A 14,288-nucleotide genomic window follows, 5' to 3' on the forward strand; every position below is an offset into this window, starting at 1 on the left:
CATGGAGTCGGCAGAGGTTGCACGCCGCTTCCTCGGGTTCTTCGAAGAGCACGGGCACACCGTGGTGCCCTCGGCCAGCCTGATCGCCGAGGACCCGACCCTGCTGCTGGTGAACGCCGGGATGGTCCCGTTCAAGCCGTACTTCCTCGGCCAGCGAACCCCGCCCTCGGTCCGGATGACCAGCGCGCAGAAGTGCGTGCGGACGCCCGACATCGAAGAGGTCGGCAAGACCACGCGGCACGCCACGTTCTTCCAGATGCTCGGCAACTTCTCCATCGGCGACTACTTCAAGGAAGGCGCCGTCCCCTTCGCCTGGGAGCTGCTGACCCGCCCCCAGTCCGACGGCGGGTTCGGCTTCCCGGAGGAGAAGCTGTGGGTGACCGTCTACACCGATGACGACGAGGCCGCCGGGATCTGGCACGACAAGGTCGGCGTCCCGCAGGAGCGCATCCAGCGGCGCGGCCTGGCCGACAACTACTGGCACATGGGCGTGCCCGGCCCCGGCGGCCCCTGCTCGGAGATCTACTACGACCGGGGCCCCGAGTACGGCCGCGAGGGCGGCCCGGTCGTCGACGAGGACCGCTACCTGGAGGTGTGGAACCTCGTCTTCATGCAGTCGCAGCTGGGCGAGGTCCGTTCCAAGGTCGACTTCGATATCGCGGGCGACCTGCCGGCCAAGAACATCGACACCGGCATGGGCCTGGAGCGGATGGCGGCGATCCTGCAGGGCGTCGACAACATCTACGAGACCGACACGCTGTGGAAGGTGCTGGCCCGGGCCGCCGAGCTGACCGGCGCCCGGTACGGCCGCGACCACGGCTCGGACGTGTCGCTGCGGGTGATCGCCGACCATGTCCGCAGCGGCACGATGATGGTCGCCGACGGCATCCGTCCCGGCAACGAGGGCCGCGGCTACGTGCTGCGCCGCATCCTGCGCCGCTCGATCCGCAACCTGCGGCTGCTGGGCGGCGCGGACGCCGGGCTCATGCACGAGCTGACCGAGGTCGCCATCGGCGCGATGGGGCAGCAGTACCCGGAGCTGATCCGTACCGCCGCCAACATCCACACGGTGATCGACGCGGAGGAGGAGTCCTTCCTCCAGACGCTGCGCACCGGCAACACGATCTTCGACCAGGCGGTCGCCGAGGCGCGCCGGGCCGGCACCCCGCTGCTGGCCGGCGACCAGGCGTTCAAGCTGCACGACACCTACGGCTTCCCGATCGACCTGACCCTGGAGATGGCCACCGAGCAGGGCCTGCGGGTCGACGAGGAGGGCTTCCGCCGGCTGATGGCCGAGCAGCGCGACCGGGCCAAGGCGGACGCGCGCGAGAAGAAGACCGGCAACCTGGACGTGTCGGTCCTGGACGAGCTGCTCAACGGCGCCGGCGGTGCGGTCGACTTCATCGGCTACGGCGAGGTGCTGGGCGAGGCGCGGCTGGCCGGGCTGCTGGTCAACGGCGCGAACGTCCCGGCGGCCGGCGAGGGCGCCGAGGTCGAGGTGGTGCTGGACCGCACCCCCTTCTACGCCGAGGGCGGCGGCCAGCTGGCCGACCACGGCGTGATCCGGCTGGGCGGCGGCGCGGTCATCGAGATCGACGACGTGCAGTCGCCGCTGGCCGGGCTGATCGTGCACCGCGGGCGGGTCCGTTCCGGGGAGGCGCGGGTCGGCGACACCGCCTACGCCGAGATCGACGTGGAGCGGCGGCGGGCGATCTCCCGTTCGCACACCGCGACCCACATGGTGCACGCCGGGTTCCGGCGGGCGCTGGGCGAGTCGGCGGCGCAGGCCGGTTCGGAGAACTCCCCGGGCCGGTTCCGGTTCGACTTCACCGCCTCCGGCGCCGTCCCGGCGAGCGTGCTGCGCGACGTCGAGGACGAGGTCAACGAGGTCCTGGTGAACGACCTGGACGTGCGGGCCTTCCACACCTCCATCGACGAGGCCCGGGCGATGGGCGCGCTGGCGCTGTTCGGCGAGAAGTACGGCGACGAGGTCCGGGTCGTGGAGGTCGGCGACTTCTCCCGGGAGCTGTGCGGCGGCACCCATGTGGCCCGTTCCGGCCAGCTCGGCCTGGTCAAGGTGCTGGGCGAGCAGTCCATCGGCGCCGGGGTGCGCCGGGTCGAGGCCCTGGTCGGCATCGACGCCTTCCGCTTCCTGGCCAAGGAGAGCGTGCTGGTCGCGCAGTTGTCGGAGCAGATGAAGGCGCGCAAGGAAGAGCTGCCCGAGCGGATCTCCGGCGTGCTGGGCCGGCTGCGCGACGCCGAGAAGGAGCTGGAGCGGCTGCGGTCCCAGCAGGTGCTGGCGATCGCCGGGTCGCTGGCCGAGGGCGCCCGCGAGCTGGGCGGCGTGGCGTTCGCCGCGCACCGGGCGCCGGACGGCACCGGCGCCGACGACCTGCGCAGGCTGGCGGTGGACGTGCGCGGCCGGCTCGCCGCGCGGGCCGCCGTGGTCATGGTCGTCGGTGTGCCGAAGGACCGTCCGGTCGTGGTGATCGCGGTCACCGAGGGCGCCCGCGAGCGCGGCCTCAAGGCCGGGAGGCTGGTCGGTGTCGCGGCCAAGGCGCTCGGCGGCGGCGGGGGCGGCAAGGACGACCTCGCCCAGGGCGGCGGGTCCGACGCCGGCGCCGTGGCCGACGCGCTGGCCGCCGTCGAACGCGCGGTCGGGGCGTCATGACCGGAGTCCTGGCGACCCGGCCGGCCCGGAAGGAGACCGCGTGAGGCCGCTCGCAGACCGGTCCGCGCGCGGGACGGGCCGATACGGGACTTGTGGGCACGGAGCGGCCATATGAGGAACGGCGTCCGGCTCGGGATCGACGTGGGGACGGTGCGGATCGGTGTCGCGCGCAGCGACCCCGGCGGCATCCTCGCCTCCCCGTTGGAGACCGTCCGGCGGGGCAAGGGCGATCTCGACCGGCTCGCCGCGCTCGCCGGTGAGCACGAGGCGCTGGAGGTGGTCGTGGGGTTGCCGACGTCGCTGTCGGGACGCGAAGGGCCGGCCGCGGCGGGCGCGCGCGAGTTCGCCGCCCGGCTCGCGGCACGGCTGCCCGCCGAGGCCGTCCGGTTGTACGACGAGCGCCTCACCACCGTCACGGCCGAGAGCGGCCTGCGCGCGGGCGGGGTGCACGGCCGGGACCGCCGCAAGGTCGTCGACCAGGCGGCGGCCGCCGTGCTGCTCCAGGCGGCGCTGGACGGCGAGAGGTTGACGGGACGCCCCCCAGGCGAGATCGTCCGGGGGAGCTCATGAGCAATTTGGACCTTTTCCCCGATTCCGATCCGTACGGCTCCGACCCGTACGGAGCCGAGCCGTACGCTGACCAGCACGCCGACCCGTACGCCGACCCGTACGACGAGCGGGAGGCCCGTCCACCGCGCGCCGGCGGACGGGGCGGGCGCGCCGGGCGCCGGCAGCAGCGGCAGCGCCAGCGGCGGCGGCGCCGAAACAGCAGGGCCGCGTTCCTGTTCGCGATGGCGTTCCTGGTCGCGGTGGTCGGCAGCGGCGGGGTGCTGGGGGCCGCGTGGCTCGACCAGCGGATGAATCCGCCGGACTACACCGGCCAGGGGACGGGCACTGTCACGGTCCAGATCAAGGACGGTGACAGCGGCTCGACGATCGCGGCGACGCTGCTGAGCCACCAGGTGGTCAAGAGCACCAAGGCGTTCGTGTCGGTGTACGGCGATAACCCCAAGGCGGCCGGCATCCAGCCGGGCTTCTACCAGATGCGCAAGCAGATGTCCTCGGCGGCGGCGATGGCGCTGCTGCTGAACCCCAAGTCCCGGGCGGGCAACCAGATCACGATCCCGGAGGGGCTGCGGGCGGTCCAGGTGGCCCAGCAGCTGGCCGGAAAGACCGGGATCCCGCTGCGCGACTTCCAGCGGGTGCTCTCCAGGCCGACCGGGCTCGGGCTGCCCTCGTCCGCCAAGGGCAAGGTGGAGGGCTACCTGTTCCCCGGGCAGTACAACCTGAACCCGAACGCCTCGGCCCGCGAGATCCTCAAGGCGATGGTCGACCGGTTCAACCAGTTCACCCAGCGGTCGGACCTGGTCGTGCGGGCGCAGCGGGCGAACCGGCCGGTGGCCGATGTGATCACCATGGCGAGCCTGATCCAGGCCGAGAGCGGCCGGCCCGAGGACATGCCGAAGATCTCCCGCGTGATCTACAACCGGCTGAAGAAGAAGCCGATCCCGATGTTCCTGAAGTTCGACAGCACCACGCTGTACGGGCTGGGCAAGTTCGGAATCGTCGCCAGCAACCAGGACATCAGGTCCAAGAACCCCTACAACACCTACAACTACGCGGGGCTGCCGCCGGGTCCCATCTCCAACCCGGGCGAGACGGCGATCGACGCGGTGTTCGAGCCCGAGGCGGGCAACTGGCTGTGGTTCGTCGCCACCGACCCGAAGAACCGGGTCACCGAGTACGCCGAGGACGAGGCGGAGTTCAACAGGCTCAAGCAGAAGCTGAACAAGTACCTCGCCGAGAACGGAGGCAACTAGTGGCGCGCGCCGCGGTGCTCGGCAAGCCGATCGAGCACTCGCTGTCGCCGGTGCTGCACCGCGCGGCGTACGCGGCGATGGGCCTGGACGACTGGGTCTACGAGGCGTACGAGTGCGACGAGACCGGCCTGTGGGGCTTCCTGGAGGGGCTCGACGAGGAGTGGGCCGGCCTCTCGCTGACGATGCCGCTGAAGCGGACCGCGCTGAAGCTGGTCGACACCGTGTCCGAGCTGGCGGTGGCGGTGGGCGGCGCCAACACGATCGTGGTCCGGGACGGCCGCCGGCACGGCGACAACACCGACGTGCACGGGATCGTGGCGGCGCTGACCGAGGCGGGGCTGGGCGCCCCGGGGACGGCGCTGGTGCTCGGCGGCGGCGCCACGGCCGCCTCGGCGCTGGCGGCGCTGGCCGATCTGGGGCTGACCAAGGCCGCGCTGGCCGTCCGCAACCCCGACCGGGCGGGCGAGTCGATGGCGGCGGGGGCGCGGTTCGGGTTGACGCTGCGGGTGGGCGCGCTGGACCGGCTGCCCGACCTGCTGGGCGTCGACCTGGTGATCTCGACGCTGCCGGGCATCGCGGCCGACTCGTACGCGCCGCAGCTGGCCGCGTCCGGCGCGGCGCTGTTCGACGTGGTGTACGCGCCGTGGCCGACGGCCTGCGCGGAGGCGGTCGAGGCGGCCGGCGGCAGGGTCGTCGGCGGTTTCGACATGCTGCTGCATCAGGCCGCGCGCCAGGTCGTCCTGATGACGGGCCGCGAGGACGTCCCCGTGGAGGCGATGCGGGCCGCCGGCGAGGCCGAGCTGGCCCGCCGCACCCCGTACTGACCCGCTCAGCCCGACCCGTCCGGCGAGGACGGGTCAGCGGGAGGAGCGGCGGCGCTTCATGGCCTCGTGGGTGAAGGTCAGGACGATCGGCAGGATCACGCTGAGCCAGAAGTCCTTCCACCCCCACAGTCCCGCGGCCACCCCGCCGAGGCTGCCGGCCCCGACCAGGGCGAGCACGAGCGCCGTCCAATGCCGCCTGAACAGCCTCCTGAGGTCCACACGCGGCCTGGCGGGCAGCAGGGCGGGCAGGGGGCGGTCGCGTGCGTGCGCGCGCTGGACGACCGACGCGTCCGGCATCCAGTGCAGCAGATCGTTGGGCTGGAGCAGCGGCAGCCGGGACAGCTCGATCAGGGCCTCCAGGCGCCACCACAGCGTCCACAGGGACGTGCGGCCGCTGCCCGGGTAGCCGTTCCAGCGCGGATTGGTCACATTGCCCTGTACGAGCGTCTGAAAGGTCCGCGCCACGGTGGCGCCGGACGGACCGCGGGGATCGTGCAGCAGGGCCATGAGGGCGATGGGCAGCCCGTAGTGCCAGAGGGCCAGGCGCCAGACGGGCTTGGAGCCGGTGCCATTCGGCGAGACGTCGTAGGTCTCGATCCAGGTGTGGTCGTCGTCGGGGTCCAGGTGCTCGCGCAGCCAGTCATGCGCGGCCAGGATCCGCTCGTCGCGGTGGCCGGGGCGTGCCTCGTCCAGCGTCACCAGTGCGAACGCGGTGTGCGTGACCGTCGGCGACGCCGCCGGCGTCGGCCCCCAGCCGGGACGCTGCCCGGTGCGGTCGGCGGTGAGCCACTCCACGCCCCTTTCGATGGCGGGTGCGTACGGGTTGAGCTGGGTGAGGGCGCGCAGAGCCAGGCATGTCAGCCAGACACGGGACGGGCAGCCCCGCAGTGATCCCCACCCGCCGTCGAGGTTCTGGTTGCGCAGCAGCCACCGGTAGGCGCGCCGCACGTCGGGCGCGTCCGGGCGCAGGTCGCAGCGGGACCGGGCGAGAAACCGGGCGATCCACGCGGTCGCCTCGACGACGGGAATGCCCAGGCTCGTCTTGGTCGACCAGCCGCCGTCGCGGAGCACGTCGCCGGAGGCCGCCTGCCGCGAGGTGAGGAAGGCCAGGCCCTCGTCGAAGTGCTCGAAGGGCCGTCCCGCCTCCGTGAACGCCAGCAGCCCCAGCGCGGTCGCGGTCGCCCCCGGCTCCGGGCGGGGCAGGTCGTGGTACCAGCCGCCGCCGCCGTCAGTGACGGCGTAGGAGCCGCGAAGCACGTCGAGCGACTCGTCCAGGCGCGCGGCGAGCGCGGCCATGTCAAGAGCCGAAGTCGGGGGCGCCGGCGGCGCCGCTCTACGAGAGTGGGGGGAGTGATGCACAGTAACCGCCTTCTACTGGTTATGTGCCCGTTCAGACAGCTTCTCTACCCCACTGGTCTGGCAGCTGTATCCACGGTCGCCTCAATGGACGGCCGTGCGCGGGCACGCTTCAGTTAGGCCCATGGTTAAGAAAAAGAGTTAGGAAGTTCAGTCAAGACGCGAAACAGGGGGAGCCTGTGATGGCGACGCGACCAGCGGGGGACGGGCCACGGGAGGACGTGGGGCAGGACTGCGCGTTCTGCCCGCCATGGCGGTTCCGGTTCAACGCGATGGCGGACCTGCCGGGTGAGCCCGCGGTGCTCGCGGCAGACGAGGACTTCTTCCTCATGCCAGACCTGGCCCCACTGGTGGAAGGGCATGTGCTGCTGGTGACGTCGAGGCATGTCCAGTGCGCCGGAGCGTTCGGAAAGGGGATGTGGGCCAGGGCGTGGCAATGGCGGCACCGCGTCGCCCGTCTTCACAGGCTCGCGTACGGCAGCGATGACGTGCTGATGTTCGAACACGGCCCTGGAAGTCCGCAGGGTGGCGGCGCCTGCATCGACCACGCGCACTGGCACCTGATGCCGCGCGGAGACGGCCAGGGCGTACGTGGCGTACTGGAGGAAGACGGCCGGGCCGGCGAGGCCGCGACGCGTGACGCCGTGCACCGCCACTTCCTCGCGGGACGGTCCTATCTGCTGGTGGACGAGCTAGGGAAGGCGACCGTCCACCCAGGCGAGGGCGTGCAGAGCCAATACATGCGCTGGGCGGCGAAGCTGACCCTCGAACCCGAGGCCGACGGGCTTCCCTGGCGCTGGCAGGAGTCGTTCGGATTGCCCGACAGCCGGACACGCTTCCTGCGCACCCTCGGCGGCCTGCGCGCGGCCGTCGCGGTGGACGATCTCCGCCGCCCGGCCCGTCAGCGGGCCGAGCGCCTCGCCAGCCACCAGTAGAGCTCTCCGGCCGCCAGCCGGTCGCCGAACCCCGCGCGCTCGACGTCCGCGCCGTATCCGGTCGGGTACTCCAGCAGCAGCCCGTCCCGCTGGTGGGCGAGCACGTGCTCCAGCGAGGTCGCGCCGAAGCGCAGCAGCCACAGCGGCCGGCCCTCGACGATGCGGTCCAGGGCGGGGACCAGCGCCCGCACCTCGGCGGAGCCGGTCATCGTGGCGGGCCGCTGGAACAGCCGGGCCAGGGTGGGCGCCTCGCTGATCACCACGTCGGCCAGGCGCAGCAGCGGCAGCACCTCCGCGGCGGGCAGCCGGGCGTCGATGTCATGCGGGACGAGGTCGAAGGCGATCAGCGTGCCCCGTTCCCGCGCGATCAGCGCGGCGCGGCGCAGCGCGGACCGCGACACCGGCGACAGCAGCGCGTACCCGTCGAGGAACAGCACGTCCGCGCGGCCGATCTCGGCCGCGGCGCGCCGCACGTCGTGCTCCGACAGCCGGCGGTCGGGCGCCTGCTCCTCGGCGACCAGCAGCCGCACGCCGCGCCGCCCGTCGTGCGGTGCGTCGCGCAGCATCACCGTGACCCCGTTGGGCGCGCCGCGCTCGACCTGGAGCAGGTCGCGCAGCCCGAGCCGGCGCAGCTCGCCGCGGATGACCGGGGTGTAGTCGTCGTCGCCGACCCGGGCCAGCACGCCGACCCGGCGGAAGTAGCCGGCCGCGCGCCGCGCCAGGTTGACCGCGGTGCCGGCGACGATGGCCTGCGCCGGGGCGTAGGCCAGCCGGTCCCGGGTGACCTCGGTGAAGCGCAGGCGGGGGAGCGTGGCACGTACTTCGATCCGGACGTCCCCGATCGCCAGCAGGCGGTGGCGGCGGTCGGGGACGCCGTCGAGGCCGGGCCAGTCCACGGGCGATCGGGCGGGAGTCTCGATGATGTCCATGGCGGGGTGGGGGCGCGCTCAGCCTGGCGCCGGGAGGTCTGGCAGGTCGCGCGGGAACCACGAGAAGGGCGGGCGGGCGCGCGGGACGGCGGGTCGGGCGGTGGACGCCGCGGAGGGCGTAGCGGGTACGGAGGGCGTGGAGGGCGCGGGCGCGGCCGGCGGCGACGGGCTGGGGCACATGAGCAGGAACGCCCGCATCACCGGCCGCAGGCTGGGGATCAGGTCGTATCCGTCGATCTCGGGCAGCGGCACCCAGGTCAGATCGGCCAGATGATCGGTGGCGGTCTGGTTCGCCAGGCTCACCTCGCGGGTCGTCGGATGGCACAGCCGCGCCACCGCCACCACCCGGATCGGGCGGGGCCGGCCGCCGGGGCGGGCGCGGCGGCGGCCCGGCATGTACCACTGCCACAGATGGAACGGCGGCCCCGGGGCGATCTTGAGACCGGCCTCCTCCCAGACCTCGCGCCGGATGTGGTCGTCGAGATCGGCGTCGCCGGCCACCTCCAGCCGGCCGCCCGGCACCTCCCAGAGCCCCGGGTGGTACGGGTCGGACGCGGCCTTGCGGACCATGAGCAGGCGGTCCCGGTCGAGGATGAACGCCTTCTGCGCGAACTCCAGGTGCGGGCGGGTGTCGCCGAAGGAGGCGGGTGGCGGGGCATCGGTCCTGAATGCGGGCATCGCAAGTCTTTCCGTGCAGAGTCTTCCCGTGCTGCCGGCCCCGGGATCCGTGCGCTCGGCACCAAGGTAACAACCGGTGGCGGAGCGGGGAATGAACGCCGACGGCGGGATGTTGAGACGTTTCGGCTACTCCAGAACCATCGATCCCGATGCGGCCGCGGGGGCGCCGGTCACCGCCGGGAATGCGCGAGAGCGCGCCGGTCACGGCGCGGGCACGCAGGTGATAAGCTGAGTATTCGACCGGCCCTGGGCGGATGCCCGCGCGGCAGAACGCACAGGGCTCACAAGCGGAGGCCACCTCCCACCTGACCGGCCGCACGGCCGGTGGGTATCGGTCCGGCGAACGGGCGTCGCGACGTCCGTACCGTCGTCGTCCTCGGCGTTTCGGCGTCCGAGGCGACCGAAGGTGGCCCCGCATGCGAGTCGTGCGGGGCTTTTCGCGTTGAAAGGCCTGGGGTACGACCGGTCCACAGACGTTGGCAGTGACGTGAGAACGGCCCCAAGGAGGTCCCATCAGCGCCGAACCGCGTATCAACGACCGCATTCGCGTGCCCGAGGTCCGGCTCGTCGGCCCGAACGGCGAACAGGTGGGCATCGTGCCCATCGCCAAGGCCCTTGAACTCGCGCGTGAGTCGGACCTCGACCTGGTCGAGGTGGCGCCCACCGCGCGTCCGCCCGTCGCCAAGCTCATGGACTACGGCAAGTTCAAGTACGAGTCCGCGATGAAGGCGCGCGAGGCGCGGAAGAACCAGGCGCACACGGTCATCAAGGAGATCAAGCTCCGGCCCAAGATCGACCCGCATGACTACGAGACCAAGAAGGGTCACGTGGTGCGGTTCCTCAAGGCCGGGGACAAGGTCAAGGTCACGATCATGTTCCGTGGTCGTGAGCAGTCCCGGCCCGAACTGGGCCGCCGGCTGCTGCAGCGGCTGGCCGACGATGTCGAGGAACTCGGTTTCGTCGAGTCCCGGCCCAAGCAGGACGGCCGGAATATGATCATGGTGATCGGCCCGCACAAGAAGAAGGCGGAGGCCAAGGCCGAGCGCGCCGCGCGCGCCCAGCAGGACTCCGGTCCGGCTTCGGTCTAGGGCCCGGCCCGTCCGGGCCGAAACGGGGCGGCCGTACGCGACCGCCCCGGCCAGGCCCTGCGCGCGCCGTGCTTGCGTTCGCAGGGTCGTGCCGCACGTACATTGAGCCTGACCAGGCGCCTCCCCGGCCCGTCCGGGATGCGTCCGATCAGGCACGCCTCCGTGCCCGCAGCGGAGGCATCGGGATCAGAGTGAGGGAGACGACGGCGACCATGCCGAAGACCAAGACCCACAGCGGTGCCAAGAAGCGCTTCAAGCTGACCGGCTCCGGCAAGGTGATGCGCCGCCGCGCCAACCGCAACCACCTGCTCGAGCACAAGCCGACCAAGCGCACCCGCCGGCTGGACGGCCCGGCTGTGGTGACCCCGGCCGACGCGAAGAACATCAAGAAGCTGCTGCGCAAGTAGCCGGCGTCCCAGACCCCGTACGACCGGCCGAGGCCCGGAGGCCCCGGCCCCCACGAAGGAGTTCAACACGTGGCACGCGTGAAGCGGGCGGTCAACGCCGCCAAGAAGCGTCGGGTCGTCCTGGAGCGGTCGAGCGGCTACCGCGGCCAGCGCTCGCGGCTGTACCGCAAGGCCAAGGAGCAGCAGCTCCACTCGATGACCTACGCGTTCCGGGACCGCAAGGACCGCAAGGGCCAGTTCCGCCGGCTGTGGATCCAGCGGATCAACGCCGCGGCCCGCGCCAACGGGATGACCTACAACCGGTTCATCCAGGGCCTCAAGGCCGCCGAGGTCGAGGTCGACCGGCGGATGCTGGCCGAGCTGGCCGTCAACGACGCCCCGGCCTTCACCGCGCTGGTGAAGGTGGCCAAGGCCGCGCTGCCCGCCGAGGGCAGCGAGGCCGCCTGACCGGCGGACGGGCGAACACCGCATGGCGGGCCGCGAGCTGACCTCTGTCCGATCACCCAGGGTGAAGGCGGCTCGGCGGCTCGCCAAACGCGCCTTCCGGCGCCGCGAGCGCCGCTTCCTCGCCGAGGGCCCGCAGGCCGTCCGCGAGGCCCTGGGGATCCCCGGCGGGCTGGCCGAGCTGTTCACCACGGCCGAGGCCGAGGCGCGGCACGCCGAACTGGTCCAGGCCGCCGAGCGGGCCGGGGTCCCGGTGCTGCGGGTCAGCGGCGAGATCATGGCCGAACTGGCCCAGACCGTCACCCCGCAGGGGCTGCTGGCGGTCTGCGAGTTCGTCGACGTGCCGCTGGAGGCCGCGCTGGGCGCCGCGCCCCGGCTGGTGACCGTCCTGGCGCACGTCCGCGACCCGGGCAACGCGGGCACCGTCCTGCGCACCGCCGACGCCGCCGGGTCCGAATCGGTGGTGTTCACCGACGCCTCGGTCGACCCGTACAACGGCAAGTGCGTGCGGGCATCGGCCGGAAGCCTGTTCCATCTGCCCGTGGTCGTCGGCCCCCGGTTCGACGCGCTGATGGGTGATCTGAAGCGGGCCGGGCTGACCGTCCTGGCGGCCGACGGCGCCGGCAAGCGCACCCTCGACGAGGCGATCGACGACGGCCTGCTCGCCCGTCCCACGGCCTGGGTCTTCGGCAACGAGGCCTGGGGCCTGCCGGAGGAGATCCTCGGCCACGCCGACGAGGTCATCCGGGTCCCGATCTACGGCCGTGCCGAGAGCCTCAACCTCGCCACCGCGGCCGCCGTCTGCCTTTACGCCTCGGCCCGGGCCCAGCGCGCCTGACGGTCGCCCGGCGGTTGTCGGAGGCGGCCGGTATTGTTCCCTCGCGACTGGCCGCAAACGGCCGCCTTCCGCCCGGTATCTCCGTCTCTGACCTGCAAAGATGAACGCGCACCCGGCGAGGCGGGATCCTTCTTGAGGAGGAGCGCGGTATCGACTCGCGAGGGATCCGCGAGGGCCGGTCGGATCCCTACGGTGTTCACCAGGACGGCGATGGGGCCGTGCGATTTGGGGGCGACATGATGACCGACGATGGCAGGACCACCGGCAGGGGCGCCGGCCGGGCCGCGCCGCGGCACCTCCGGCGTTCGCCGGATCTGCGCTGCCGCGCCGGCTGGCCGCGGACGCTCCGCGACTGCGGGGGTCCGGGCGGCGAGCCGCCGCTCGAGGTCGAGGCCGTGCGGACGGCCGGCGACACCGTGCTGGCCGAGGTCCGCGGCGAGATCGACCTGCAGACCGCCGACCTGCTGCGCGCCCGGCTGATCGAACTGCATTCCGCGGGCCACCGCCACCTCGTGGTCGACTTCGGCGCGGTCCCGTTCTGCGACGCCGCGGGCCTGGGCGCGCTGGTCGCCGTCCACAACCGGGTCGCCGAGAGCGGCGGCGAGGTCCGGCTGACGCGGGTACGGCCCGCCCAGCGCAGGCTGCTGCGGCTGACCGGCCTGCACCGCGTCTTCGGCATGTACGACGACCCCGCCGTCGCGATGGCCGCCGGAGCCACCCCCACAGCCGCGCCGAGCACCTGACGACCGTCCAAGGCCAACGCCTCGCCCAGGAGCCCACCGGTTCCGAATCCGGGGGTGCGCCCGAGCCACGCCCAGGGCCACGCCCGGGCCGGGGCCGGGTCGTATTCGGTTGGTGCTCGGGGTTCGTTCGGGGGGTGGTGGGCCCAGATTTGTCTCTGTCTTGTTCTGGGGGAGTCCGGCTCGCCCGGGGACGGTGCGTCCCGGGTCTCCCCGCCGCCGTCGCTGCGGGTCCGGCGGGCTTTCCCGGACGGACGGATCTCGGGCGGCGAGGCCACAAAAGCCTTGCCGCACCGCGTTCCGCGGGTCCCGCAAGGTGGTCGTCTCCGGATAGAGTCTCTTCTCGACAGGCCGCGTTCTACCGTGTCTCTTACGTGTCTGGAGGCCGTTGTGGGTGGAGACGACTCCCCGCACGCGCCTCGCCGCGTGCCCTCGGCCGCGGGCACGTCCCGCCCCGCACATGAGTCCGTACAAGAGGACATGACCGACGATCTGCCCGACGGGCTGGTGGTGGCCGACGGCGACGCGCGCGTCATCGCGTTCAATGCCGCCGCCGCACGGATGACCAAGATCCCCGCCGACTCCGCCATCGGCCGCGACTTCCGCGACGTGCTGCCGCTGCACGACGCCGAGGGGCGCGACTGGTGGAAATGCCTGGCGCCCTACGACGGGCTCGCCACCCGCACCCGCCATCCCGAGCGGTCGCTGTTCCTGCCGGGCGGCTGCGAGCTGCTGGTCACCGCCGCCTACCGGCGCGACGAGCGGGGCCGGGTGCGGCGCTTCACGGTGTGCCTGCGCGACGCCGCGCACCGCGCCCGCCAGGAGCGCGACCGGGCCGATCTGGTCTCCACCGTCGCGCACGAGCTGCGCTCCCCGCTGACCAGCGTCAAGGGCTTCACCGCGACGCTGCTGTCGAAGTGGCACCGCTTCAACGACGATCAGAAGCGGGTGATGCTGGAGACGGTCAACGCCGACGCCGACCGGGTGACCCGGCTGATCACCGAGCTGCTGGACGTGTCCCGGATCGAGTCGGGCCGGCTGGAGATGCGCCGCCAGGTGGTCGACCTCATCGAGGAGGCCCGCAAGATCATCGCGGGCCGGATCGCGGCGGGGGACGCCGCCGACCGGTTCCGCTTCGAGGCGCGCGGCGAGCTGCCGGAGATGTGGCTGGATCCCGACAAGATCGACCAGATCCTCGGCAACCTGCTGGAGAACGCGGTGCGGCACGGCGCTGGTACTGTCACCATTGTGGTGGAGCCGGACGCGCATAAGGAGGGGGCCGCGGTGTCGGTGCGCGACGAGGGCGAGGGCATCCCGCCCGAGGCCGTCCAGCGCGTGTTCCGGCAGTTCTGGCGCGGTCCCGGCGGCAACCGCCGCGGCGGCACCGGGCTCGGCCTCTACATCGTGAAGGGCCTGGTCGAGGCCCATGGCGGCACCATCACCGTGCGGCGCGCCCCCGGCGGCGGCGCCGAGTTCCGATTTACCATGCCCGCCGGCGCTCCGGACTACGCCTCCTGACGGGGGCGCACCTCCTTCCGAGCGCCCGTGCGGGCGATCT

The 14,288-nt window shown here is 72.6% G+C and carries 15 protein-coding genes; 12 read left to right on the top strand and 3 right to left on the bottom strand.

Annotated elements, in window-relative coordinates; translation table 11 throughout:
- Position 1 precedes the first annotated feature (1 nt).
- The 4 genes from alaS to ABD340_RS36035 all read left to right on the top strand — a co-directional run bounded on the left by alaS (position 2) and on the right by ABD340_RS36035 (position 5,315).
- The gene (gene alaS, locus ABD340_RS36020; RefSeq protein WP_344595202.1) at positions 2-2,671 is read left to right on the top strand and encodes an alanine--tRNA ligase; all 2,670 of its coding nucleotides are present in this window, start codon (positions 2-4) and stop codon (positions 2,669-2,671) included.
- 111 nt (positions 2,672-2,782) lie between these two features.
- On the top strand, positions 2,783-3,241 hold the full coding sequence (ruvX, locus tag ABD340_RS36025; RefSeq protein WP_344595204.1) for a Holliday junction resolvase RuvX: 459 nt from the start codon (positions 2,783-2,785) through the stop codon (positions 3,239-3,241).
- Complete coding sequence (gene mltG / locus ABD340_RS36030) at positions 3,238-4,491, top strand: endolytic transglycosylase MltG (protein WP_344595205.1); 1,254 nt, start codon at positions 3,238-3,240, stop codon at positions 4,489-4,491. The genes ruvX and mltG overlap by 4 nt, the downstream gene beginning before the upstream one ends.
- Positions 4,491-5,315 carry a shikimate dehydrogenase gene (locus ABD340_RS36035; RefSeq protein WP_344595206.1) on the top strand — a complete coding sequence of 275 codons (825 nt, stop codon included), beginning with the start codon at positions 4,491-4,493 and terminating at the stop codon, positions 5,313-5,315. Before mltG ends, ABD340_RS36035 begins: the two co-directional genes overlap by 1 nt.
- 33 nt (positions 5,316-5,348) lie before the next feature.
- On the opposite strand, the gene ABD340_RS36040 is transcribed toward ABD340_RS36035, so the two are convergent.
- The gene (locus ABD340_RS36040; protein WP_344595207.1) at positions 5,349-6,611 is read right to left on the bottom strand and encodes a prenyltransferase/squalene oxidase repeat-containing protein; all 1,263 of its coding nucleotides are present in this window, start codon (positions 6,609-6,611) and stop codon (positions 5,349-5,351) included.
- A 242-nt stretch (positions 6,612-6,853) separates the two neighbouring features.
- Here ABD340_RS36040 and ABD340_RS36045 point away from each other — a divergent pair, with 242 nt between their 5' ends.
- Positions 6,854-7,606 (top strand): HIT family protein, encoded by a 753-nt coding sequence (locus tag ABD340_RS36045; RefSeq protein WP_344595208.1) that lies wholly within the window; start codon positions 6,854-6,856, stop codon positions 7,604-7,606.
- Here the strand turns inward: ABD340_RS36045 and ABD340_RS36050 are convergent.
- Together ABD340_RS36050 and ABD340_RS36055 are read right to left on the bottom strand one after the other, a co-directional pair.
- Positions 7,573-8,535, bottom strand: coding sequence for a PfkB family carbohydrate kinase (locus ABD340_RS36050; protein ID WP_344595210.1), 963 nt, complete (start codon positions 8,533-8,535; stop codon positions 7,573-7,575). The two genes, ABD340_RS36045 and ABD340_RS36050, sit on opposite strands and share 34 nt — an antisense overlap.
- Before the next feature lie 18 nt (positions 8,536-8,553).
- Complete coding sequence (locus ABD340_RS36055) at positions 8,554-9,213, bottom strand: NUDIX domain-containing protein (protein WP_344595212.1); 660 nt, start codon at positions 9,211-9,213, stop codon at positions 8,554-8,556.
- Between the two features lie 91 nt (positions 9,214-9,304).
- On the opposite strand from ABD340_RS36055, the gene ABD340_RS36060 reads away from it, so the two are divergent.
- The 7 genes from ABD340_RS36060 to ABD340_RS36090 all read left to right on the top strand — a co-directional run bounded on the left by ABD340_RS36060 (position 9,305) and on the right by ABD340_RS36090 (position 14,248).
- A complete protein-coding gene (locus ABD340_RS36060) occupies positions 9,305-9,445 on the top strand; it encodes a hypothetical protein (protein WP_344595213.1) in 141 nt (46 codons plus the stop codon).
- 298 nt (positions 9,446-9,743) lie between these two features.
- The gene (gene infC / locus ABD340_RS36065; protein WP_344595252.1) at positions 9,744-10,301 is read left to right on the top strand and encodes a translation initiation factor IF-3; all 558 of its coding nucleotides are present in this window, start codon (positions 9,744-9,746) and stop codon (positions 10,299-10,301) included.
- Positions 10,302-10,513: 212 nt separating this feature from the next.
- Complete coding sequence (rpmI, locus tag ABD340_RS36070) at positions 10,514-10,708, top strand: 50S ribosomal protein L35 (RefSeq protein ID WP_197012720.1); 195 nt, start codon at positions 10,514-10,516, stop codon at positions 10,706-10,708.
- 69 nt (positions 10,709-10,777) lie between these two features.
- Positions 10,778-11,155 carry a 50S ribosomal protein L20 gene (gene rplT / locus ABD340_RS36075; protein ID WP_344595215.1) on the top strand — a complete coding sequence of 126 codons (378 nt, stop codon included), beginning with the start codon at positions 10,778-10,780 and terminating at the stop codon, positions 11,153-11,155.
- A gap of 22 nt (positions 11,156-11,177) precedes the next feature.
- On the top strand, positions 11,178-11,990 hold the full coding sequence (locus ABD340_RS36080; RefSeq protein WP_344595216.1) for a TrmH family RNA methyltransferase: 813 nt from the start codon (positions 11,178-11,180) through the stop codon (positions 11,988-11,990).
- Between the two features lie 236 nt (positions 11,991-12,226).
- Positions 12,227-12,733, top strand: a complete 507-nt coding sequence (locus tag ABD340_RS36085; RefSeq protein ID WP_344595217.1) for an STAS domain-containing protein — start codon at positions 12,227-12,229, stop codon at positions 12,731-12,733.
- 477 nt (positions 12,734-13,210) lie between these two features.
- Positions 13,211-14,248, top strand: coding sequence for a sensor histidine kinase (locus tag ABD340_RS36090; RefSeq protein WP_344595219.1), 1,038 nt, complete (start codon positions 13,211-13,213; stop codon positions 14,246-14,248).
- Positions 14,249-14,288 lie beyond the last annotated feature (40 nt).

Origin of the sequence: Actinomadura vinacea, from assembly GCF_039532545.1 — a bacterium.
Lineage (GTDB): Bacteria > Actinomycetota > Actinomycetes > Streptosporangiales > Streptosporangiaceae > Spirillospora > Spirillospora vinacea.